Consider the following 21960-nt stretch of genomic DNA (forward strand, 5'->3'; position numbering starts at 1 on the left):
GGGCCACCCATACCGGTGACCATAAATCTTTCCAAGGAGATTGCACTCATGGCCTTTATTGACGCCATTCATGCTCGTGAAATTCTGGACTCCCGCGGCAACCCAACCGTTGAAGTTGAAGTGCTGCTCACCGATGGCTCACTGGGACGCGCAGCTGTCCCTTCTGGTGCTTCAACCGGTGAATTTGAAGCCGTAGAACGCCGTGATGGCGACAAAGACCGCTACCTGGGCAAAGGGGTCCTGGACGCTGTTGAATCCGTCAACACCGTGATCGCCGATGCGTTATTCGGCACCGACGCCACCTCCCAGCGCGACGTCGACCAGGTTCTCCTTGACCTGGACGGCACCGAAAACAAATCCAGCATCGGCGCAAACGCCCTGTTGGGTGTTTCGATGGCCGTTGCCAACGCTGCTGCTGCCTCGACCGACCAGCCATTATTCAAATACCTCGGCGGTGCCAACGCACACGTGTTGCCAGTGCCGATGATGAACATCCTCAATGGTGGCGCCCACGCCGACACTAACGTCGACATCCAGGAATTCATGGTCCTGCCAATCGGTGCGGCATCATTTTCCGAAGCCCTGCGCTGGGGCACTGAGGTCTACCACAGCCTCAAAGCCGTACTACAGGAAAAAGGCTTGGGCACCGGACTGGGTGACGAAGGTGGCTTCGCTCCTGACCTGGAATCCAACCGCCAAGCACTCGAAGTCATCGTCGAAGCCATCGAAAAAGCTGGCTACACCGTGGGCGACCAGATCGCTCTTGGCCTTGATGTTGCCTCATCAGAGTTCTATAACGACGGCGTATATACCTTTGAAGGCGAACAGCGCGACGCTGCCGCGATGATCGATTACTATGCCAAACTCGTCGAAGACTTCCCAATCGTCTCGATTGAAGACCCACTGGATGAACAAGACTGGACCGGCTGGAGCGAGCTGACCGCCAAACTCGGCGATACAGTCCAGCTGGTTGGCGATGATCTCTACGTCACCAACGTTGAACGCCTGCAACGTGGTATCGACGAAAAAGCCGGTAACTCGGTGCTAGTCAAGGTCAACCAGATCGGTACCATGACCGAAACTTTCGAAACCATTCGCCTTGCACAGTCCAACACGTTTGCTTGTGTCATTTCGCACCGCTCTGGTGAAACCGAAGATACCTTCATCGCAGATCTGGCCGTGGCTACCAACGCCGGCCAGATCAAGACGGGTGCACCAGCACGCTCGGATCGTGTTGCTAAATACAACCAACTGCTACGTATCGAAGAAGAACTGCACGATGCCGCCCGCTACGCCGGCGCCGCAGCATTTCCTCGTCTAGCACGCTAACGCGCTACGCTACTCAACACCGCGGCCGTGGTACGATCCGGTCGCGGTGTTGACGTGTCAAGACCGCGTAACAAGCTGGGTATTGGCTGATAAATCCTGCCGCCACGGGCGAGGCAGGGCTGCCCCAACGCCTGGGCTATTACACTAGATACATTACAAGCCACGCTACGGGAGGTGACCAGGTGCCGAAGAAACCACGTATGCCAAGCAGCGGGCAACCCGCCAAGCCACAAGAGCCAGAGCAGCTCAAGCCCGAAGATGACGCGATCATCACTGATCACCCGGCACCTGTCACCAAGATCAACCGTCGCAAACCCGCCGAAGAACAACCGGGAAAACATCAGGCTGACCCGGAGGTTACACAAGAACATCCAACGCCGGCACCGCGATCGAAGATGCGTGAGCGCCTGTGGGCTGGAGCGAAACAGGCAGCCAAGAAACCCAAGAAACAATCTGCCAAACAGATTGATTCGGATATCTGGGATCGTACCGATCGGGCGACGTCGTTCGAAAATACCCCGGAACCGGCTCGGCAATTTTCTGGTCGGACGGTCGCGCTGCTGACCGTCCTATTTATTGCTGCTCTCATCGTGGCCCAGCCTTTGCAACTGTTATTGGAACAACAAAATGACATCACGCAGGCTCAACAGCAGCTGGCCCAAGAACAACAACGCCAGCAGGACCTAGAAACCCAATTAGAGCGTTGGCAAGACCCCGCCTATGTCCAACAACAGGCTCGCGAACGCTTTAACATGGTGATGCCCGGAGAACGCAAATACCTCGTGATTGACGACCAGCCAGAAGCTACAGAGCCAGAACCCAACGTGGCCACGATCGATGAAGACATCGAGATGGGCTGGGCCGATCGCCTGTGGGGTTCGGTTCTCACCTCAGGTCAGGAATAAGGAACAACGTGACCAACCAACACCAACCAACCGCTGACGATCTCGATACGCTGTCGCGCCAACTGGGCCGCCCGGTTCGTGATGTCGTTGAAATCGGAGCCCGCTGTGTCTGCGGCAACCCGCTGGTCGCCACCACCGCGCCGAGACTGAGCAACGGCATTCCATTTCCCACCACGTTCTACCTGACCCACCCGCATGCCACCGCTGCCGCGTCGCGATTAGAAAATGCCGGCGTCATGGAAGACATGACCCAGCGCCTGAGTGACGACGCCGAACTGGCGGCCGCCTACCGGAAAGCTCATGAACAATACCTGCGTGCGCGCGCTCGCATTGGTGAAATCTCTGGGGTCGGACCGGTTCCAGAGATCGACGGCGTCACCGCCGGGGGCATGCCCGAACGCGTCAAATGTATCCACGTACTTGTAGGACACTCCCTGGCAGAAGGGCCCGGGGTCAACCCACTGGGCGATGAAGCACTTGCGTTGATGCGCCATGACTTTGACCCATCCGTATGCCGATGTGAGGGTGCCTGGGACACCGAGGGCCAAGCCCCCCAAAAGGATCTGTCCCGTCACACTCGTCGACTGCGCCGAGCCGGGCGTACCAACCCGATTCAATACGAAGAATCTGGTGCGGGGCCGGTTGCCGCAATCGATGCCGGCACCAACTCGGTCCGCTTGCTGATTGCCAAAATGACCGAGAACGGCATGCAAGAACTGCACCGCGACATGCGCATTGTCCGTTTAGGCCAGGGTGTTGACGAAACCGGGGAATTCGCGCCCGAAGCCCTTGACCGCACCTTTGCCGCGGTACACGAATACGCCAAAGAAATCACCCGCCACGGAGCCTATCCAACGCGTTTCATTGCGACCTCAGCCTCACGCGATGTGTCGAACCGCGACGCTTTTGTCACCGGCATTCGCCAGCGCTTGCACGTCACCCCGGAAGTTGTTTCCGGTGAGGTAGAAGCCGAACTGACCTTCTCCGGTGCCGTCTCAGCACTGGATACCTCCCGATGGGATCGGCCGGTCAAGGTCGCCGTCATTGATCTGGGCGGTGGTTCCACCGAAATTGTGCTTGGCACCCTTGACCCCACCAACGGGACGGCGACCATGAACGCGCAAACATCGATGAACGTTGGGTGTGTGCGATTCCACGAACGTCACAAACTCGCCGATCCGCCCACACAAACACAGATTCGCACAGCCCAGGATGATCTTGCACAGCACCTAGCCGCCCTGGACCCGCAAGTATTTGACTTTACCGACCTCGATGCTGTCGTTGGGGTGGCCGGCACCATCACCACCATTACCGCAGCCGCACTAGGGCTTGAAGCCTACGATTCTGAAGCAATCCACGGCACTGAACTCGACATCGCCCGGATTGTAGAGGCTGCCAATGCGATCATTGCTGAAACCACCCAACAGCGCGCAGCCCACGGCTTTATGCATAAGGGGCGTATCGACGTCATTGGTGCCGGAGCCATCATTTGGGCCCAACTGCTGCAACACATTCAACAAGCCACTCATGGTAGGGTAACCACGGCCATTACCAGCGAGAAAGACATACTGGACGGCATCGCACTGTCACTCCTGAGGTAACGATGTACAAAAAGGCACTTGCCGGACTCGCCGGTATTGCACTGACCATAATCCTAGCCACCCCGGCCGCCGCAGATACATGGCGCGATGAACAATACTGGCTCGACGATTACGGCTTCACCACCGCATGGGAAACCAGCATGGGGGAGGGCGTGACCGTTGGGATCATTGATACTGGTATTGACGCCTCCCACCAAGATCTCTCCGGTCAGGTTGTTGGTGGCTACGACGCTTCCGGAACTAGTGGGACCAACGGCACCACACCAATGGGCCCGGACCCGAACCACGGCACCATGGTGGCCTCACTACTTGCCGGCCATGGTCACGGCGATCCACCAGAAGACGACGAGGACGACGAAAACACCGAAGACGACGAAGATAAAGACAAGGACGAGGACGAAGACACCGCTGAGGAAGAAGAACTCGCGCCGATCGATGAATTTGGCACCGATGGTATCCTCGGCACAGCGCCAAAGGCTGAACTGCTGTCCGTGTCTGTGCTCCTCGACGACAGCGCACCAAATGTCCCATCGGTTGATCAACAAATCGCCAACGGGATGACCTGGTTGGTCGATCAAGGCGCCGATGTGATTAATATTTCATTGGCCTCTTCTGCACAAGACTGGCCCGAATCCTGGGATGATGCGTTTCTCTATGCCGAAGAACAAGACGTCGTCGTAGTCGTTGCAGCCGGAAACCGTGCCTCGGGTTCCAATGTGGTCGGTGCACCCGCAACCATTCCCGGTGTGCTCACAGTGGCAGGCCTGGACAAAGAAGGCAATGCTTCTTGGGATGCCTCGACCGAAGGCATCACCATCGGGGTCGCGGCACCCGCTGACCCACTCATCGGTGCCCTGCCCGACGACGAATACACCACCTGGTCGGGAACCTCTGGTGCGGCTCCATTGGTATCGGGACTGGCTGCCCTGATTCGCGCCGAGCACCCAGAGATGTCGGCTCACCAGGTGATTCAATGCATTCTCGAAACCGCTCAAGACACCGGTGAGGCGGGCCAAGACAACCTTTATGGGCGCGGTATTGTCGATGCGGCCGCAGCGGTCAACGCTGATGTGCCAAACGTAGATTCCAACCCGATGGGCTCGATCGCCGAATGGATCACCCTGCACCGCCGCGGTGAAATCGAAGACACCAGCAGCACTGAGGACACCCGTGAGGTTGCCGGCCCAATCGATTATCCGACCGACTTACCCGTGGCCGCCCAGCTCGAAGACTCACCCACTACGCTGCAAGCAACCGTGGTGATTGGTTTCGCAATTCTCCTGCTCGCGGTGATTGTGCTCACCGTCCTTTTCGCTCGTCAACGCAACCGTCACGAATAATCTTCGTGACTTTGGTAAAAACTTCACAAAGTCGCTTCAAGGCAACTAAGGTAGGGCATATGGCTATTACTCCTCATCTATCTCCAAAACCCCGCGTCCTCGTTGTGGGCGGTGGCTACGCTGGATACAACGTAGCAAAACGCCTGCAGAAAAAGATTCGCGACCGCGGCGGCATCGTCACGGTCGTTGAACCAAACTCTTATCTGACATACCAACCTTTCCTACCGGAGGTTGTCGGGGGATCAATCGAACCTCGCCATGCAGTTGTAGATCTGCGCAGCCATCTGCGTCAGTCCGAAATCGTGCAGGGCAAGATCGTTGAAATCAAGCATGCTGAAAAAGTTGCTGTTGTTGAAGGCACCGCAGGCATAACCTTCGATCTGCCATATCAGGATGTTATTGTCACAGCAGGCGCCGACTCTCGTACCTTCCCAATTGATGGTCTGGGTGAAGCGGCTATTGGGCTGAAGCGCATTGAAGAGGCCGTGAGCATCCGCAACCAGATCCTGGAACGCATCGAATCTGCAGCTTTGATGACCGACGCCGAACAGCGCCGCAAGGCCCTAACCTTCGTTGTCGTCGGTGGCGGATTCGCTGGTGCAGAACTGATTGGTGAAATCGAAGACCTCGTTCGCACCGCAATCTCGAAGAACCCACGTTTGGCACAATCGGATGCTCGCATCGTGCTGATCGAAGCTATGGGCCGCATCATGCCAGAGGTCAGTGAAGAACAAGCTGTCTCTGTGGTCGAAGAATTCCGCTCCCGTGGCATCGAGGTTCTGCTGAATACTTCACTGTCCTCGGCAGTCGACAACCACCTGGAGCTGGTCAATATGACAGACCAGTCTGATGCTGGCTCCTTCGACGCCGATACGCTGGTGTGGACCGCCGGTGTTGCAGCCAACAAACTGGCTCGCTCCACTGACTTCCCAGTCGAACAGCGCGGCCGCATCGAAGTCACCCCAACCCTGCAGGTCTCTGACGGCGAAGGTGGCGTCCTGGAAGGTGCATGGGCTGCCGGCGACGTCGCCGCTGTTCCAGACCTTACCGGTGACGGCCCAGGTGGCTTCTGCGTACCAAACGCCCAGCACGCCGGTCGTCAGGCCGTCCGTCTGGCTGACAACCTCATGGCTGTCCGCTTCGGCGAAGGTGCCGTCGAAGAGTACTACCACAAGTCCCTTGGGGCAGTAGCCGGTATGGGCGTTGGTAAAGGTATCGGTAACCCACTAGGTATCGAGCTGTCCGGTGTTGCTGCATGGCTGGCTCACCGCGCCTACCACAACTACGCACTGCCAACCGTTGAACGCAGTTCACGCGTTCTTGGTGGGTGGATCAACGAACTGATCTGGGGCAAAGACACCACTCAGCTCAAAGAACTCGAAACCCCGCACAACGCATTCCGCGAAGCTGCTGGTCTTGAGAAGCTACCAAACCGCTTGGAACAGAAAGCACAGGCTGCTTCACAAGCCTAAGTTGTTGTTCCTACGACGACGGTCCGCTGGTTTTTACCGGTGGACCGTTATCGTGAGCGACAAGCGGTCGCAAAGTGTGACCAACGGTAGCAAATGCGCTAAACTCTAAATGTTCGCCTCCGTAGCCCAATCGGTAGAGGCAAGCGACTTAAAATCGCTGTGTTATGGGTTCGAGTCCCATCGGAGGCACTTTGGCTATTAGACCCCTTCCTGCACATGTTGATGCGGCAGGAGGGGTTTCTTATCATTGCGACGCGGCCTGAACAGGCAGTAGAGCCTGGGGTCAGGAGCCTACCGTCTTGAGCATGCGGTTATGCGCCGCTGAACTATTGGTTACTTCAATAGATCCGACATATTTCCCCGGCTTTCCACAGGCCGTCCAGATTTTATGGACCTCGTGTATATAGATCGAAGACCCCTCTTGGTTGAGGCGCTGATACAGCGTGGCTCGGGGGATACCGGTCTGGTCAATGATGTCTTGGAGTGTTTTCCCGCTGTTCCTAATGAGGGTACGCAGATTAGCCCGGAGTGCCTCTAGCTGATCAGTTTTGTTCATGGTTGTGCTCATCATCTTTATGCTCTCCAACATGATCGGTCTGCCGGCCGGGGCTATTTTGAAATCCGGCCTATAGACCATTACTAACGAATAGCTAGGACACTGTAAGCTCAGCTGTACGAATTGTGGATAAACTCTGCAATATCCGCATGAGTCTGCTCCGAGTTTATTGGGGTTCTTGTCTTCTTGGCGTATCGCCGTCCTCAGTCTGGGTCGGGGCAACGTCGTCCTCAGCATGAATTGGAACTCCTGTGTTCAGACACTAATCATTGTCGATGAACGGCGTCTGCTGAACAAAACACAATGGACGGCTAAACAATCGCTTCACACTTCAAGCAAATTATTGAACTCTCAACGGTTTATGGTTAAAGCTTTACAGTTCACGTAAAGTTGCCTGATAATTTCCTGAGTGTCCGTGATAACTTCCCATGTGATGCCGTGTTTTCGTCCTGTCCAGGACGTCACTCATTACTTTGCCAAAACTCGTCCAGACTTCCCCGATAGTCGAGTCGGCTGAGCATTTTTGTGAATGCTGCATCGGTTCCGAAATTTTGCAAATGTAGGAAGGGAACTTTGTGGCCGAACCGCCTGAAGAATCTTTAGAACCACCCACATCTCAACAACCAAAGCCACGTAAAGGATCCTGGAAAAAGACCGGAGCGATAGTCACGTCTATTGCTACCGCAGCTGCCATGACCCTTGGCGGGGCTGTCCCCGCTGCTGCTGATGACGGCGAACATCGCAGTCACGCTCGCGGACATCTTATCGATGCCGACTTACTCGGTCTCAACCTGGCGGACGCTGGAGTCGCCGAACAACATTATCTTGAATACGGTGGTGAGCCAGTCCTCGGCACCATCAACGCAGCCCTGTTGGAAGAACTCATTGCTTTGGATTTGGGCGGCATATCTTTGCCAATCCTTCCAGATGGCCTTGAGGTGGGTGCGGTTAGCTCGTATGCTCATACTCCATCTCCTACAGAAGCTACCGCTTCTGCAGGCGTGATCGCTCAGGATGGTTCCATTGATATCAGTGGTTCCGGAGATGACCCATACGGGTATGCCACAGTCGACTTGACCAATGCGCTAAACCAATTGGGACTAAACCTCGACGGCGTGGTTGACGAATTGGGCCTGCAATTGGGTGCAGTAGCCTCCACTGCTACAGCTAATAACGGTGACGTCAATAGCGACTACGCTGTCGCCGGCGCTCGTCTGGCATTGGACGCACCGGTTCTTGATGATGTGACTACTCTAATCACTGAAGCAGTTGGTGGCCTCGACAGCACTGTCAATGGTCTCCTCGGACCAGAGGGCCCTGTTCAAGAGCTATTGAATGCTTTGAGCTTTGACGAAATAGATGTGAACCTCGGCGGTCTGATTCCGGTGCTGAAGGTCAACCTAGGTACCCCAGAACTGCAAGTTCAAGTCGGCTTGGAAGAACTCGTTGATGGTCTCATCGGGGAAACACTAGTCAGTGACTCTGGGGTTACCACCATTGATCTGAATCAAGGCCAAATTTACATTGACCTTGAAGCGCTACACGCAGATGGTCTAAACAACCTTGATGCAAATACAACGCTGCTCACGTCAGACGAAATCACGCAAATTACCGGTGAGGTCAGTGCGCTTCTTGGTGAACTTTTGGATTCTGTTACGTCATCACTAGAAGACTCACTGGGAGAAACTAGCGTTACCGTAACCCTTGATCCAGACATTTCGGCTCTCGGAGGCGTCGTCAGCGGGGATGCCGAGATCAAGATTGATACCACGATCGCAGAGCTGCTTGGGGACGCAGTATCTGAAGATGCAGTCACCATTTCAGGTGGACTTTCCGTGCTTGGCATACCGATTCCGCTTCTCGATCTTGTAGGTGCTCTTTTGGAGCCCATCTTGAACGAGGTTGTTCCAGCGATTACCGGTCCGCTTGTCTCTGAACTTGGAAACCTTGGATCACTGGTATCGGAAGCGCTTGATGGTGTTCTAGATCCAGTTGTCAGTAGCCTGAGCCCGGTTCTGGAAGCACTAAACCAGGTTGCAACTATTACGGTCAACGCCCAATCGCAACCAGGTGATCTCGGTGAGGGTTCCTTCTCCGTAAGTGCTCTTGAGGTCGAGGTCCTGCCATCCATTAGTGCAGTAAGTCTCCCACTAGCGACATCATCCGTCTATGCAGAAACTGCTGAAGACTACAACCCTTCGTTATCGCTTAATCCAGCGGAAGGTGAGGCCGGCGATATCATCGATATCAGTGGCGACGACTTCGTCCCGGGATCGACCGTTACGATCGAAGTGACTGATCAGGACGGCAACACGATTGGCGAAATAGTTGAAGTTACTGTGGAAGACGACGGAACGTTCACCCAACCATGGACGATTCCTGAGGATGTTGACCCCGGTGAATTAATCGTTGATGGGACTGATAACGACAACCCCGATATTAATGCTCAAGAGACATTACTGGTTGTCGAGACCACCGTCTACGAACCGTCCGTAACTGTGAATCCTGATGAAGTAGCTGCTGGCGATGAGACTGTTATTAGCGGCGTGGATTTCGTAGCAGGATCATCGGTAACGATCGTCATTACCGATGAAGCAGGCAACTCTGTAGATACCATCGAGGATGTCCCTGTAGATGAAAATGGGAACTTCTCCGATGTCACATGGACTGTCCCTGACGAAGTAGAAGCCGGTGAACTCACAGTCACTGCGACTGATGAGGAAGAGAACTCCGCGGAGACTTCTCTTTCAGTTGTAGAAAACAGCGACGTTGATGCAGACGCCGACGCAACTGATGCTGATGCGGATGCTGCTGACGCTACTGATGCAGATACCGATGCTGTAGACGCTGACGCCGATGCGGCCGACACTGACACTGACGCTACTGATGCAGATACCGACGCAGCTGACACAGATGCCGATGCTGACGCAACTGATGCAGATACTGATGCTGCTGACACGGATGCTGACGCAACTGATGCAGATACTGATGCTGACGCTGCAGACACTGATGCTGACGCAGATACCGATGCTGCTGACACTGATGCCGATGCTGACGCTGATGCAGATGCTGATGCCGATGCTGTTGATACTGACGGTGCTGACGCTGATGCTGCTGACGCTACTGACACGGATGCGGATGCTGTAGACGCTGATGCCGACGCAACTGATGCTGTAGACACTGATGTGGATGCAGCTGATGCTGACGCTATTGACGCGGACACCGATGCTGTAGACGCTGACGCTGATGCAGATACTGATGCTGACGCAACTGATGCGGCTGATACCGATGCAGCTGACGCTGATGCGGCTGACTCTGACGCAGATACCGGCGCTGCTGACACAGATGCGGATGCTGTTGATACTGACGGTGCTGACGCTGATGCTGATGCGGCTGATGTAGATGCTGACGCTACTGATGCTGACGCTGACGCTGTAGACGCTGATGCAGATACTGGTGCAGATGCTGACGCTACTGATGCTGATGCGGATGCTGCTGACGCAACTGATGCAGATACCGATGCTGACGCTACTGATGCTGTAGACGCTGATGCAGATACTGATGCTGTAGACGCTGATGCTGCTGACGCTGCAGACACTGATGCTGATGCAGATACCGATGCCGATGCAGCTGACGCTGACGCTGACACTGACGCAACTGATGCAGATACCGATGCAGCTGACGCCGACGCAACGGACAGTGACGACGCCAACGAAGCTGACCCTTCAATCAACGTCGATCCGGATACCGCTACCCCCGGTGAAGAAGTAACTATCGAAGGTGATGACTTCGGACCTGAAGAAACCGTCGCCGTCGAAATCACTGATAAAGATGGCAACGTCATTGACACCGTTACCGCGGTGACTGATGGCAACGGAGACTTCAGTGTCGTCTGGACTGTCCCACAGGATATTTCACCAGGCAACCTGACGATCACCGCCGTCGATGAATCCGGCAACACCGCCACAGCCGAGCTGACTATCTCAGCCACCGGTACTGCTGGCACAGGTTCCGGCGATTCCGGTGACGGCCTGGCATCAACCGGTGCCAAAGCAACCATGATCGCCACAGCAGTTGCATTACTGCTCATCGTGATTGGTGCTGGCCTGCTCATTGCACGCCGTAACAACACCGTGAATGACGCCAGCTAAGTCATTCATGTAGAGACCTGGCCGGGGACGCAACGCGCGTCCCCGGCTGCGTCATTTCCTCACCTTCCACTTTGCGTCGTCCAACAGGACCTGGCACAAACCATAGAAAAACATTCGGGGATATACCAGCCAGATGAGTCGTACCAGAACTTCCACTAAACCTTCGTCGCCACCATCGCGGGGCAAGCCGAAACACACGACGACGGCGGTCATAGCCTCAGTCATTATGCTAATTGTCATGGCAAGTACCGTTCTGGTGCTCTTGCCTGCTGGCACCCCGTTACGGCAACCCGTGAACTCCGCGGTATCCCCGTATTTCTCGCAAAACTGGCGTGTTTTTGCACCCAATATTTTGAAGGTCAATCGCAAAGTCGAGATCCGGGCCCAATGGCGCGACGACAACAACCAACTCGTGCACTCTGACTGGGTCTCGCTCACCGAAATCGAAGAGCAAGGCGTGACAGGCCATTTCGCGCCTTCACGAGTCCACAAAAACGCCTTTAACTCCTCCCAAACTTTGCTGAGCCGCTACAACGATCTCAACGAAGAACAGCAGGAACGCGTCAGAAACACCTTTATCGAAGCAACGGACAACAATGAATTCCATCCCATCGACGTTGAAGATCTGATCGATGACCTAGGTGCCGGAGATAGCGACGTCGTCCGCTATCTCCGAATGGACTACATGTACATGCGGTTCGCAACGCTGTACGCAACCGCAGGCTTTGACAAAGACATTGAACGTGTCCAATGGCGCATCACACGCGAGCGTCCCAACGACTTTAGGAACCGCTTTAGGGACCAAGAGCAATACGGTGACTCCGTGACCACGTTCGGTTGGCGACATTCCAACGTTGACATGCCTGAAGAAGTGCTCGATGAGTACCGCAAACTCATCGAAGGCACCGGCAAAGAGCACTTGTTCAGAAAGGCGGATTCCGATGCGAACTAAGCTATCGCTGACTCGCTACGTCGATTGGCTCACCACAGCCAAGCACAACCTCAAATCATTCTCGATCCTGCGGATCATCTACGGCGTCGCACTACTGTTTCTCCTGGTGCCCAGCATCCCCGAACGCTCACTGCTGTGGGGCCCGGCCTCCTTTTGGGTCGATTCCGAAGCCAGCCGACGCGGCTATTGGACCTTCGACACCGTCTTCTCAAAAGACTCGACCCTACTTTTTGACCTTGCATACTTTGGACTCATCGCCCTGGCAATAGTCTTCATTCTCGGCTGGCACACCCGCATCATTACCCCCATCATGCTGTTGATGCTCGTTGCGCTGCATGCCAACAATAATTTCATGCTCAACGGCGGCGATACCCTCATGCGCATCACGCTGCTGTTCATGGTCTTTGCCAACCTCAGCGAGCACTACTCACTTGATTCCCGACGACGCCGACGCGCTACAGCACCCCGACGCCATCTCGTGCCCGCTCACATTTCTAACGCCGCACACAACACCGGCCTTATCCTGTGCTGTTTCCAAATCATCGTTGTCTACACAACTTCCGGTATTTGGAAAGTCATTGGCGATGACTGGCTCAACGGATCTGCACTCTTCTACGCCCTACGCATCGACAACTTCATGCTCTATCCGGCGATCAACGAATTGCTGTGGCAATCGAACCTGGTGATCTACATCGGCACCTTTGCCGCACTGTTGGTTCAAACACTATTCGTCGTATTCATCCTGTGGCGGCCTACCAGAATCTTTGCGCTCATCAGTCTGATCTTCATGCATCTTGGCATCGGTTTGCTGCTTGGCCTCTGGCCTTTCTCACTTGCCATGATCGCACTGGACATGCTGTTCATTCGGGACACGACATGGACCAGAGCCGAAGCATTCCTGCAATCCAACCCGAAGATAGACTCCGGCCGTCAATGGGCTAGACAGTGGATGGTTCATTTGAAATCCAACGTGAAGTAAGGACCAGGACAATGTAAGTTCGAGCCTGCACAATCTGTATATGACACTGATAGTGTTTGGCATCGCGGCCTGTCAGGTATCCTTCAGCTTCTGAGATGTTGTATTCAGAATCGATTCATAGAATGATCTGTCGAGGGATCGAATTGGAGAACTTAGGAAAGTAGTTTTATGAAAGAATCTGCAATCACAGTTATCGGCGGTGGCACGATGGGACGAGAAATTGCCTTCGTCGCAGCCATGAGCGGTTTCCAGACCTATTTAGTGGACATTGAAGAGCGTTTTCTCGACAACGCACGCGAGCAACTCACCACATCCACCACGCGCATGACCGAACGGCAGCGAGTCAGCCAGGAAGCTGTCGAAGCTGGTTTTCAAAACCTCACGTTTACTATTGATCGTGACACCGCAGTTAAGAACTCTTCCTTTGTAATTGAAGCGATTATCGAAGACCTAGGGACCAAACAGCAACTCTTCGCCGAGTTGGATAAGATTGCGGCTCCAGAAACGATTCTGGCCTCTAACTCTTCATCGATTGTGTCGTCCAAGCTGGCTGATGGTTTGAAACACCCAGAGCGTGTCTGCAACGTGCACTTCTTCAACCCGGTATTACAGATGACCTTGGTAGAGGTGGTCGGCGGAGAACACACTGCTCAAACCACCGTAGATCGTGCGATGGAACTTGCAAAAGCGCTTGGTAAGACTCCGGTGCATATCGAAAAAGAGATTTTCGGTTTTATCGTGAATCGTATTCTCATGGCCATTGTGGGTGAAGCCCTGCACCTGTATGAAGAAGGCTACGCATCGATCGAAGACATTGATACCGCAATTAAAGAAGGCCTCAGCCACCCAATGGGGCCGTTCACTTTGATGGATCTGGTCGGCGTAGATATCAACCTCGGTATCCAACAGCTTGCCGCACAAGAACGCAACGACCATCTTGTGCCAGATGTTAGCCCGACGCTCTCGAAGCTAGTTGAACAAGGAAAGCTCGGTCGTAAGACTGGGACAGGTTTCTATAATTACAACAAATAAGCGGTCATGACTGCAGAGGCTTCGCCACGCAAACCAAGTGTTCTTGTGGCGAAGCCTTGGTTTTATGCCCCGGTAACCAGGCGGTAGATGAGCCAGAGTAGAGCGCCGAAAAGCCCGAGCGCGGCCAGGGTCAGAATAATGAACATGGCTAGGGCAAGTGGTTCATTCGTCGTGCCGGCTGTTTGCGTGTGTTGCTGGTGTGGGGCAAATGACTGAGCCTGGTAGTTCCCGAAGGACTGCTGATCTGGCGCCGACGGGACGTGCGCGTTTTTCGCGGCAGTTGCTTGGGCGGCGTCGCGTGCATCTGACTGATCCGAGGTAATGTTTAGCTCAGTGTGCGCTGTGTCATGTTCACCCTCTGAGGGTGCGACATCTTGATAGAGCTCATCGTCGTCGAAGGACAGCACACCGGTCTCGAAGGTTTCGTAGTCCGGAGCGTTGCGGAGCTGCTCGCGCTGGTGCCCAGAGAAGAGCATCTCGGTGGCCAGCCCGACGTCGTCGTCCTGCGTTTCTTCAGGCGGCGGGGGAGGGGTAGCGGATTCAGATAACGAATCTTCGTCCTGCTCACGTGGATTCTCAGCGTCAGCGTTGGGATGATTCGTCATGGCAACACCCTCTTGTTGTTACAGATACATGCCTTGGGAAGTTTGGCTACCGTGTGGGTCACAGACGGCGTGAAGGTCACGTTCCCGAACGAGCACGTAGGTGGTCGCATCGATTTCTACTTCGTGACGGTCTTCGGGATCGTACAGAATGGTGTCCTCGAGTTTGACCTGGCGAACTGAAGGACCCACGGCGACGACTTTGGCCCAGGCCAGTCGTTTGCCCATGGCTGCGGTTGCGGGAATGACAATGCCCGATGCCGAGCGACGTTCTTTAGTTCCCTCGTCGGGTTCGACAAGAATACGATCGTGGAGCATGCGGACTGGTAGCTGTGTCTGTGCGGATGATTCGTGAGTAGTCACGCCACCAGCTTACGGGGTCTTTTGACCTAATAAGTAGGGATGCGTAATATGAATTTTTGGCAAAATTCACGGTCACGGCGTGCAATACGCTCCTTGTGCCGTTAGGCTTGACTTCGATGTGATATGCCCACTGAGTGATTGTTTGTCGGTGGGAACATGAGAAAGGATGGGCATGCCCAACCCCGTATTTCGATCGAAAGCTTTTCAAGCTCCTGTGCAACGTGCAAAACAGGAACAACATGCTGGTTACCCGCAGGGTCAGACACAGCAGCCATATGGTTACGCAGGTCAGTCACGTGTAGGCGCCAACCCTTATGCGGCTCCACAGACCAATATGAGCCCGGATCAGCTGGCGAACATGTACCAGCAGCCATCAGCTACCGCTGCTGATACTGGCCGGATGACCTACGCTTCGGTTATCAACCGCTCCAGCCTAGTCTTTGGTCTCATTGCCATTGGTGCAATTGTCGGTTGGACCGTTGCTAGCCCAATGCAAAACCCGATCTTGTACTTCGGTGCAGTTGTGGTTGGCCTGGTGACCGGTCTGATCAATGCGTTCAAACGCGAACCGTCACCGGTCCTGATCTCGGTTTACGCGGCAGCTGAGGGCGTCTTCCTGGGTGGCTTATCAGCAATGTTCGACATGCGTTGGCCAGGTGTGGCCTTCCAAGCCGTGCTGGCAACCCTATCGGTCTTCGTCGTCGTACTTGCGCTTTATCGGTCCGGTAAGGTGCGTGCTACTCCGAAAATGACCCGCATTGTGCTGATCGCCATGGTGGGTTATCTGGTCTTTAGCCTGGTCAACTTCGTGCTGATGATCACCGGCGCTGTTGATGGTGCCTTTGGTCTGCGCTCCGGTTGGCTGGGTATTGCAATTGGTGTATTGGCTGTACTGCTAGCCTCCTACTCGCTGGTGATGGACTTCACCTCGATCGAAGAAGGTGTACGTGCCGGTGCTCCAGAGCGTTACTCGTGGACGGCAGCATTTGGTTTGGCAGCAACCATGATCTGGCTGTACGTCGAGATTCTGCGTATCCTGGCGATTTTTAACCAAGACTAAGCTAAAACCCGTTAGCTTTTAGCAGCGATGGCCGGACCAAAAGGTCCGGCCATCGCTGTATTCTGAGGGAATATAACGCCAAAACCTCGTACGACCGACTACGCTAGACAAGCAGCTGTACATAAGGAGCATGTGTGACGACCTCAACGACGTCGTCGGCGGGAGACACCCCGGCCGAGCGAACTGAGCCACAATCTTCCATGTCAGCGCGCGTACAAGAAAAGCTTGCCGCCGATGTGCCCTATGGGATCGTGGTCGCGGCGGCATGGTCCTGGCGGGTACTGCTCATCATTGTGATGAGCGCGGTGGCTATTTGGTTACTGTCACACGTTTCACTGCTGGTCATCCCAATCCTGATCGCCGCGCTGCTGGCCACCCTCTTACAACCGGCCCACCGCTTCTTACTGAAACTCAAATTTCCGCCGGTACTATCCTCACTGACTCTGACACTGGCGTTCGTATTGATCGTGGTCGCATTGCTAACACTGGCAGGCCAACAGTTGGCCGCAGGCTTCGTCACGATGCAAGCTTCTGTGTCGGCCGGTATTCGTGACTTCATTGCGCTGGTTGAGTCTTGGGGGATCTCTTTTGATGCTCTGAACTATCAAGAATTGCTCAATGATCTGGTCTCCACATTGCAGGCCAACTCGGGTGCAATCTTATCTGGCGCCCTAGGCTTTGGTTCAACTGCAACCAACATCGGCGCCGGTATGATCATGGCGCTATTCGCGCTGATCTTTTTTCTTAAAGACGGCCCGAAGATCTGGAGCTTCCTGCTGAACTTCGTGCCGCGAATCCATCGCCGGGCAGTCGATGGGGCCGGTTATGCCGGCTGGGGCGCACTGGGTTCATATGTTCGCGTGCAGATTTTCGTGGCTTTTGTTGATGCGTTGGGCATCGGTCTAGGGGCGTGGCTCCTGGGAGTCCCACTGGCCATGCCACTGGGAGTATTGGTTTTCCTGGGCTCTTTCGTCCCAATCGTCGGGGCCGTACTAACCGGCGCAGTTGCCGTGCTCTTGGCATTAGTCGCCAACGACTGGATTAATGCCTTGCTAATGTTGTTGGTGGTGCTTGCCGTCCAACAGATTGAATCCAATGTGCTGCAGCCGTTGGTGATGGGCAAGGCCGTGAACCTTCACCCGCTGGCCGTCTTTTTGGCGGTCTCGGCGGGTATTGCCACGTTAGGGCTTGTGGGCGCGGTCTTTGCGGTGCCGATATTGGCCTTTATTAACGAATTTATAAAATACCTATCAAGAAAACCCTGGCTGGATGATCCTGACCCGGAGCCCCAACAGAAAGTCAGCCCACCACCTGAACCCGCAAGCTAACACCACCGAACGTCCATCAGGGCGATCAACTAGACGACAATCGTTGTGCAGGAGAAATAGTTGCAAACTACTGAAACCGGTGCCTCAGCCGTTCGATACGAAGATATTGAAGCAGCCCGCGAGACCCTCAGAAACGTCATCACAGAAACATCGATGGATCACTCACGTGCGCTGGGGCGAATTACTGGTTCCACGGTGCATCTGAAATGCGAAAATCTTCAGCGTGCCGGGTCGTTTAAAGTGCGTGGTGCTTACGTGCATATGGCGTCATTGACCGATGAGCAAAAAGCTAAGGGTGTTGTTGCCGCTTCAGCAGGTAACCATGCCCAGGGTGTGGCGCTTGCAGCATCGAAGCTTGGCATTAATGCACGTATTTACATGCCGCTGGGTGCAGCTCTGCCAAAGGTCCAGGCTACCCAAGATCATGGTGCAACAGTGGTGTTGGCTGGGAATAACGTGAACGAAGCTCTGGAGCTAGCTGCACGCTATGCAGAAGAGACCGGTGCGACTTTCGTCCATCCGTTTGATAATCCGCACGTGGTTGCTGGCCAAGGTACGTTGGGGCTGGAAATCGTCGAACAGCAGCCCGACGTGGACACGGTGATCATGAGTATTGGTGGCGGTGGTCTCTTGGCTGGCGTGGCCATTGCGATCAAAGAGCATGCTCGCCGTCAAGGTCGTCATATTAATGTGATCGGCGTGCAAGCAGAAAAAGCAGCGGCGTATCCGCCGTCTCTGGTGGCTGGAAAGCCGGTTACATTGGACAATGTTGCCACGATTGCTGATGGCATCGCTGTGGGCCGTCCGGGCAATGTGCCGTTTTCCGTCATCAAAGAGCTCTGTGATGAAGTTGTTACGGTCACGGATGATGAGATTGCAGCTGCTATCGTCTTTTTGCTGGAACGTTCTAAGATGGTGGTTGAACCAGCAGGGGCAGCACCGGTTGCCGCACTGATGACTGGCAAGCTCAAAGAAGTCGGCCTTGAAACAGAATCTATTGTTGCGGTGTTATCTGGCGGAAATATTGACCCAATGCTGATGTTGAAGGTCATTCAGGTTGGGTTGGCTTCGGCTGGCCGTTTCTTGACCGTCAAGATCCCACTGCGTGACCGTCCGGGTGAGCTGCAGACCATTTCGCGCATTATTGCAGAAAATGATGCCAACGTGACTCGCGTGGATCACTCACGGGTGGGTGCTGGATTGACTATGGGCGGCGTCCACATCACGATTGATATGGAAACTCGCGGACGCGAACACTCCGAGCAGGTGCTCGAAGCGCTGCGTGAAGCCGGGTATGAGGCGATGGTGCAGCACTAAGCTGCAGGTCGCTGTGACAGTGCAGCCATCTTTGATTTTTCCATCAGCCCGGTCATGGTCGAGGTCGACTTGACCAGCTGTTCAACGACGGGGTGTCCCGAGGGATATTCGTGTACGTGCCGACTGAACTCGGTCATTGACCAGTCCGGACGCTGGGATCCCAGGAGAAGCCTGGAAGCGTTGATCGCCTCAATCACTTCTAACAGGATGCGATCTTGCTGGTTGACCACGCGTTGACCACGCAATGCCAGCCCAAGATCATCTTGGACGCGTTCTAGTGCATCGCTGGCCACCACTCGGTAGTCACCAGGCGCACCAGTCAAGATGCCTTGCCGGGCGAATTCTTTTTCCATACCTTTTACGGGGTCGAGCTTCTTATGGCCTAGGGCGCTGGAAACTCGTTTATTGTGGAATTTCACCAGGTTGGAGAAGACATTATTGAGTCCAACAGCATCCGGCGTTTGCGAGTCATCGACCCGAATGAGCGGGTTCGTCAGGTCCCACGCCTTTGTAGCATCGGCGGCCACAAACTGCACCGTACCGGTGCGTTCAAACTCCATGAGAACCAAGGCTGTTCGCGCAGTCACAAACAACGATTCGACCTCGGTAATCTGTGACCGATAGGGAGCGGTGAGCAGTAGGAATTTTTCGATATTCAACACAATCCCAGGCTAACACCAAAACAGGTTTTTTATGCACTGCAGGTGGTCTCCAAAATGTCGGAAACCACCTGCAGTGAAATTGTATTGCGTTCTGAACTCGAACGGTTCAGCACCTTGGCCTTAGCCGTTATACGGTGCGACAGAGATCAATTCGACCTGGATATCTTTGCCGTTGGGAGCTTTATAGGTTACGGTCTCCCCAGCCTTGTGTCCTTCAATTGCTGAGCCCAGCGGAGAAGCTACAGAATAGACGTCTACACCAGCGCCCTCCGCGATTTCTCGGGAACCCAGGACGAATTTCATCGTGTTGCCCGCGAGTTTGCACTCGACGAGCATGCCCGGTTTGACGATGCCGTCGTCAGCCGCTGATTCGCCGACCTCAGCGTTTTCCAGCAAGGCTTTGAGCTCTTGGATGCGTCCTTCATTCTTGGACTGTTCCTCACGAGCAGCGTGATAGCCGGCATTTTCCTTGAGGTCGCCTTCGTCGCGGGCAGCTTCAATGCGGTCCACGATCTCTTGACGATAGGGGCCTGAGATGTGATCGAGTTCGTTTTTCAACCGGTCGTATGCTTCTTGGGTCAACCAAGGTGTGCCACTACTGGCCATACCGGCCTCCTTACTTGTCTCATGCATCAAACTAAAAGCCCCGCGGCACCATATATGTGCAGACGGGGCGACAGTTCTGGAATATACCGGAGTAATTATACCACCGAAACGATATGGCAAATCAAGTGTTGAAGAACGCTCACGGCGCTTCGTGTTCTGATTAGTAATCTCGGAAGTTTGAAATATTTGGGGCCGTTTCGTCTTCTACGTACCAGCAGGTATCGACCTCACCTGAGGCCCCAAGATGATCGGTGCGTAGCGCGGTCTCATAGTATTTGGTCAAGTCTTTGCCGGTGGAATCCGGGTTCTCATCTGGACCGATTACCACCGTACGGTAACCGGCGACCGCAGCCGTTTCGGATAGGACTCGCACCGTACAGGCCACGGTGGCTTCGGGCTCCTTGGTGACTTCAAACTCAACCCACGCCTGGGATTCATCTGTAATTGAATAGCCGACGCTCTTAAAAGCCAACATTCTTGAGCTGGAAGAAAAAGCGAACCAAAAGCTGACTGCAATAGCTGCTACCAGGGCAATAATGGCAATGACAGTACCTGATTTTTTAGAAAGGCGAAACCGTTTGGTGTCGCCATATCTGGTCGCTACACTATTGTCGGCAGAAGGTGCCGTCTGATTCGAGTTCGCAATCATATCGAGTTTCAGCCTAGTACAGCCGGCACCTGAGTCCGAATTGTGTCCGCCGTCGGCGCCACAACTCACGTATACAAGGAGTCCACGTCATGTCATCCGATCCGCAGCTGCCAGACATCTTAGACCCGGGTCTGCCCGATTCAACTGGATTGCGGCTGCTGGCCGTGCATGCTCATCCTGATGACGAGGCTTCTAAAGGTGCAGCCATGATGGCAGCCTATGTCCATGCCGGTGCCCGCGTCATGGTGGCTACAGCTACCGACGGTGCGATGGGGGATCTGAATAATCCACATTACGGGGAATCGATTCGCGTGGAGCGTGATATTGCGGCGGTCCGGTATCAAGAAATGGCTGATGCAGCAAAGATCCTTGATATTGAGCACCGCTGGTTAGGCTTTCGGGATTCGGGCTTCCCAGAAGGTGATGACCCCATGGCCCATCTGGAACCGGGATGTTTCGCTGACCTTACTTTAGAAGACGCCACCGCGCCACTGATCCGTTTGATTCGTGAGTTCAAACCCCACGTGTTGGTGACTTACGACGAAATCGGGGGTTACCCGCACCCGGATCATTTACGCACACATGCTATTTCAATGGAAGCTTATGAAAAATCTGGGGACCCCGAAGCCTATCCGGGAACAGGGGAGCCCTGGGAGATATCTAAGCTCTATTACGATAAAGCATTCAATCCGGATAAGTTCCGTGCTGTCCACCGTGCTCTAATCAATAGCGGACAAGAATCCCCCTATGCGGAGCGCATTGAATGGTACGACAGAGTCGAAGCTGGAGAAGACGATCCAGACGCCTGGCGTATCACCAAACATAAGGTCACGACGCAACTCAATACGGCGAAGTTTTTGGAATACCGAGACGCCGCGCTGCGAGCACACCGCTCACAAGTCGACACCCACGGATCTTTCTTCTTTACGCCAAATGAAATCTTGCGCGAGCAGTGGCCATGGGAAGATTACGTATTGATTGATTCTAAAGTTCCCACCAGCTTGCCCGAAGACGATTTATTCGCCGGGCTCCGAGACACCCCGCTAGACTGAGAAC

At 54.5% G+C, this 21960-nt stretch carries 20 protein-coding genes and 1 tRNA gene; 14 read left to right on the plus strand and 7 right to left on the minus strand.

What is annotated here, in order from left to right; genetic code table 11:
- The first annotated feature begins 48 nt into the window (after positions 1-48).
- From eno to K8V32_RS01335, 6 genes are all read left to right on the plus strand, one after another.
- Positions 49-1329, plus strand: a complete 1281-nt coding sequence (gene eno, locus K8V32_RS01310; RefSeq protein ID WP_303901765.1) for a phosphopyruvate hydratase — start codon at positions 49-51, stop codon at positions 1327-1329.
- A 182-nt stretch (positions 1330-1511) separates the two neighbouring features.
- The gene (locus K8V32_RS01315; RefSeq protein ID WP_303901695.1) at positions 1512-2234 is read left to right on the plus strand and encodes an FtsB family cell division protein; all 723 of its coding nucleotides are present in this window, start codon (positions 1512-1514) and stop codon (positions 2232-2234) included.
- 8 nt (positions 2235-2242) lie between these two features.
- Positions 2243-3835: a DUF501 domain-containing protein gene (locus K8V32_RS01320; RefSeq protein ID WP_303901697.1), complete on the plus strand. Its 1593-nt coding sequence runs from the start codon at positions 2243-2245 to the stop codon at positions 3833-3835.
- A gap of 2 nt (positions 3836-3837) precedes the next feature.
- Complete coding sequence (locus K8V32_RS01325; RefSeq protein ID WP_303901699.1) at positions 3838-5175, plus strand: S8 family peptidase; 1338 nt, start codon at positions 3838-3840, stop codon at positions 5173-5175.
- A gap of 59 nt (positions 5176-5234) precedes the next feature.
- Positions 5235-6647 (plus strand): NAD(P)/FAD-dependent oxidoreductase, encoded by a 1413-nt coding sequence (locus tag K8V32_RS01330; protein WP_303901702.1) that lies wholly within the window; start codon positions 5235-5237, stop codon positions 6645-6647.
- 115 nt (positions 6648-6762) lie between these two features.
- Positions 6763-6836: transfer RNA gene (locus K8V32_RS01335), tRNA-Leu, on the plus strand.
- Positions 6837-6930: 94 nt separating this feature from the next.
- Here K8V32_RS01335 and K8V32_RS01340 read toward each other — a convergent pair.
- Complete coding sequence (locus tag K8V32_RS01340) at positions 6931-7203, minus strand: hypothetical protein (protein WP_303901706.1); 273 nt, start codon at positions 7201-7203, stop codon at positions 6931-6933.
- 575 nt (positions 7204-7778) lie between these two features.
- Here K8V32_RS01340 and K8V32_RS01345 point away from each other — a divergent pair.
- On the plus strand, positions 7779-11354 hold the full coding sequence (locus tag K8V32_RS01345; RefSeq protein ID WP_303901709.1) for a choice-of-anchor G family protein: 3576 nt from the start codon (positions 7779-7781) through the stop codon (positions 11352-11354).
- A gap of 51 nt (positions 11355-11405) precedes the next feature.
- On the opposite strand, the gene K8V32_RS01350 is transcribed toward K8V32_RS01345, so the two are convergent.
- Positions 11406-11594: a hypothetical protein gene (locus K8V32_RS01350; RefSeq protein ID WP_303901712.1), complete on the minus strand. Its 189-nt coding sequence runs from the start codon at positions 11592-11594 to the stop codon at positions 11406-11408.
- Between K8V32_RS01350 and K8V32_RS01355 the strand changes: the two genes are divergently transcribed.
- The 3 genes from K8V32_RS01355 (at position 11593) to K8V32_RS01365 (ending at position 14317) form a co-directional block, all read left to right on the plus strand.
- A complete protein-coding gene (locus K8V32_RS01355) occupies positions 11593-12306 on the plus strand; it encodes a DUF5819 family protein (RefSeq protein WP_303901714.1) in 714 nt (237 codons plus the stop codon). The two genes, K8V32_RS01350 and K8V32_RS01355, sit on opposite strands and share 2 nt — an antisense overlap.
- Positions 12296-13285, plus strand: a complete 990-nt coding sequence (locus tag K8V32_RS01360; RefSeq protein WP_303901717.1) for an HTTM domain-containing protein — start codon at positions 12296-12298, stop codon at positions 13283-13285. Before K8V32_RS01355 ends, K8V32_RS01360 begins: the two co-directional genes overlap by 11 nt.
- A 168-nt stretch (positions 13286-13453) precedes the next feature.
- Positions 13454-14317, plus strand: a complete 864-nt coding sequence (locus K8V32_RS01365; RefSeq protein WP_303901720.1) for a 3-hydroxyacyl-CoA dehydrogenase family protein — start codon at positions 13454-13456, stop codon at positions 14315-14317.
- 62 nt (positions 14318-14379) lie between these two features.
- Here K8V32_RS01365 and K8V32_RS01370 read toward each other — a convergent pair whose 3' ends face one another.
- Complete coding sequence (locus K8V32_RS01370; protein ID WP_303901723.1) at positions 14380-14922, minus strand: hypothetical protein; 543 nt, start codon at positions 14920-14922, stop codon at positions 14380-14382.
- Between the two features lie 18 nt (positions 14923-14940).
- A complete protein-coding gene (locus tag K8V32_RS01375; RefSeq protein WP_524536665.1) occupies positions 14941-15282 on the minus strand; it encodes a GroES family chaperonin in 342 nt (113 codons plus the stop codon).
- A 172-nt stretch (positions 15283-15454) separates the two neighbouring features.
- Here K8V32_RS01375 and K8V32_RS01380 point away from each other — a divergent pair, with 172 nt between their 5' ends.
- From K8V32_RS01380 to ilvA, 3 genes are all read left to right on the plus strand, one after another.
- The gene (locus K8V32_RS01380) at positions 15455-16342 is read left to right on the plus strand and encodes a Bax inhibitor-1/YccA family protein (RefSeq protein WP_369681026.1); all 888 of its coding nucleotides are present in this window, start codon (positions 15455-15457) and stop codon (positions 16340-16342) included.
- Positions 16343-16476: 134 nt separating this feature from the next.
- Positions 16477-17670, plus strand: a complete 1194-nt coding sequence (locus K8V32_RS01385) for an AI-2E family transporter (protein WP_303901729.1) — start codon at positions 16477-16479, stop codon at positions 17668-17670.
- A 60-nt stretch (positions 17671-17730) separates the two neighbouring features.
- Entirely contained in the window at positions 17731-18987 is a 1257-nt protein-coding gene (ilvA, locus tag K8V32_RS01390; protein ID WP_303901732.1) for a threonine ammonia-lyase, read from the plus strand.
- On the opposite strand, the gene K8V32_RS01395 is transcribed toward ilvA, so the two are convergent.
- The 3 genes from K8V32_RS01395 to K8V32_RS01405 form a co-directional block, all read right to left on the minus strand.
- Positions 18984-19649: a hypothetical protein gene (locus K8V32_RS01395; RefSeq protein ID WP_303901735.1), complete on the minus strand. Its 666-nt coding sequence runs from the start codon at positions 19647-19649 to the stop codon at positions 18984-18986. The two genes, ilvA and K8V32_RS01395, sit on opposite strands and share 4 nt — an antisense overlap.
- Before the next feature lie 120 nt (positions 19650-19769).
- Complete coding sequence (gene greA, locus K8V32_RS01400; protein ID WP_303901738.1) at positions 19770-20255, minus strand: transcription elongation factor GreA; 486 nt, start codon at positions 20253-20255, stop codon at positions 19770-19772.
- Positions 20256-20415: 160 nt separating this feature from the next.
- Positions 20416-20904 (minus strand): DUF4307 domain-containing protein, encoded by a 489-nt coding sequence (locus K8V32_RS01405; RefSeq protein ID WP_303901740.1) that lies wholly within the window; start codon positions 20902-20904, stop codon positions 20416-20418.
- An 89-nt stretch (positions 20905-20993) separates the two neighbouring features.
- Between K8V32_RS01405 and mca the strand changes: the two genes are divergently transcribed.
- Positions 20994-21956, plus strand: a complete 963-nt coding sequence (gene mca, locus K8V32_RS01410) for a mycothiol conjugate amidase Mca (protein WP_303901743.1) — start codon at positions 20994-20996, stop codon at positions 21954-21956.
- The last annotated feature ends 4 nt before the right edge of the window (positions 21957-21960 follow it).

The organism is Enteractinococcus helveticum (assembly GCF_020742345.1).
GTDB lineage: Bacteria > Actinomycetota > Actinomycetes > Actinomycetales > Micrococcaceae > Yaniella > Yaniella helvetica_A.

Excerpts from the sequence above, each read along its gene's own strand:
- greA (WP_303901738.1), bottom strand. The coding sequence starts at position 20,255 with ATGGCCAGTAGTGGCACACCTTGGTTGACCCAAGAAGCATACGACCGG.
- mca (WP_303901743.1), top strand. The coding sequence starts at position 20,994 with ATGTCATCCGATCCGCAGCTGCCAGACATCTTAGACCCGGGTCTGCCC.
- K8V32_RS01405 (WP_303901740.1), bottom strand. The coding sequence starts at position 20,904 with ATGATTGCGAACTCGAATCAGACGGCACCTTCTGCCGACAATAGTGTA.
- K8V32_RS01360 (WP_303901717.1), top strand. The coding sequence starts at position 12,296 with ATGCGAACTAAGCTATCGCTGACTCGCTACGTCGATTGGCTCACCACA.
- K8V32_RS01370 (WP_303901723.1), bottom strand. The coding sequence starts at position 14,922 with ATGACGAATCATCCCAACGCTGACGCTGAGAATCCACGTGAGCAGGAC.
- K8V32_RS01325 (WP_303901699.1), top strand. The coding sequence starts at position 3,838 with ATGTACAAAAAGGCACTTGCCGGACTCGCCGGTATTGCACTGACCATA.
- K8V32_RS01350 (WP_303901712.1), bottom strand. The coding sequence starts at position 11,594 with ATGACAATTAGCATAATGACTGAGGCTATGACCGCCGTCGTCGTGTGT.
- K8V32_RS01380 (WP_369681026.1), top strand. The coding sequence starts at position 15,455 with ATGCCCAACCCCGTATTTCGATCGAAAGCTTTTCAAGCTCCTGTGCAA.
- eno (WP_303901765.1), top strand. The coding sequence starts at position 49 with ATGGCCTTTATTGACGCCATTCATGCTCGTGAAATTCTGGACTCCCGC.
- K8V32_RS01330 (WP_303901702.1), top strand. The coding sequence starts at position 5,235 with ATGGCTATTACTCCTCATCTATCTCCAAAACCCCGCGTCCTCGTTGTG.
- K8V32_RS01340 (WP_303901706.1), bottom strand. The coding sequence starts at position 7,203 with ATGAACAAAACTGATCAGCTAGAGGCACTCCGGGCTAATCTGCGTACC.
- K8V32_RS01365 (WP_303901720.1), top strand. The coding sequence starts at position 13,454 with ATGAAAGAATCTGCAATCACAGTTATCGGCGGTGGCACGATGGGACGA.
- K8V32_RS01355 (WP_303901714.1), top strand. The coding sequence starts at position 11,593 with ATGGCAAGTACCGTTCTGGTGCTCTTGCCTGCTGGCACCCCGTTACGG.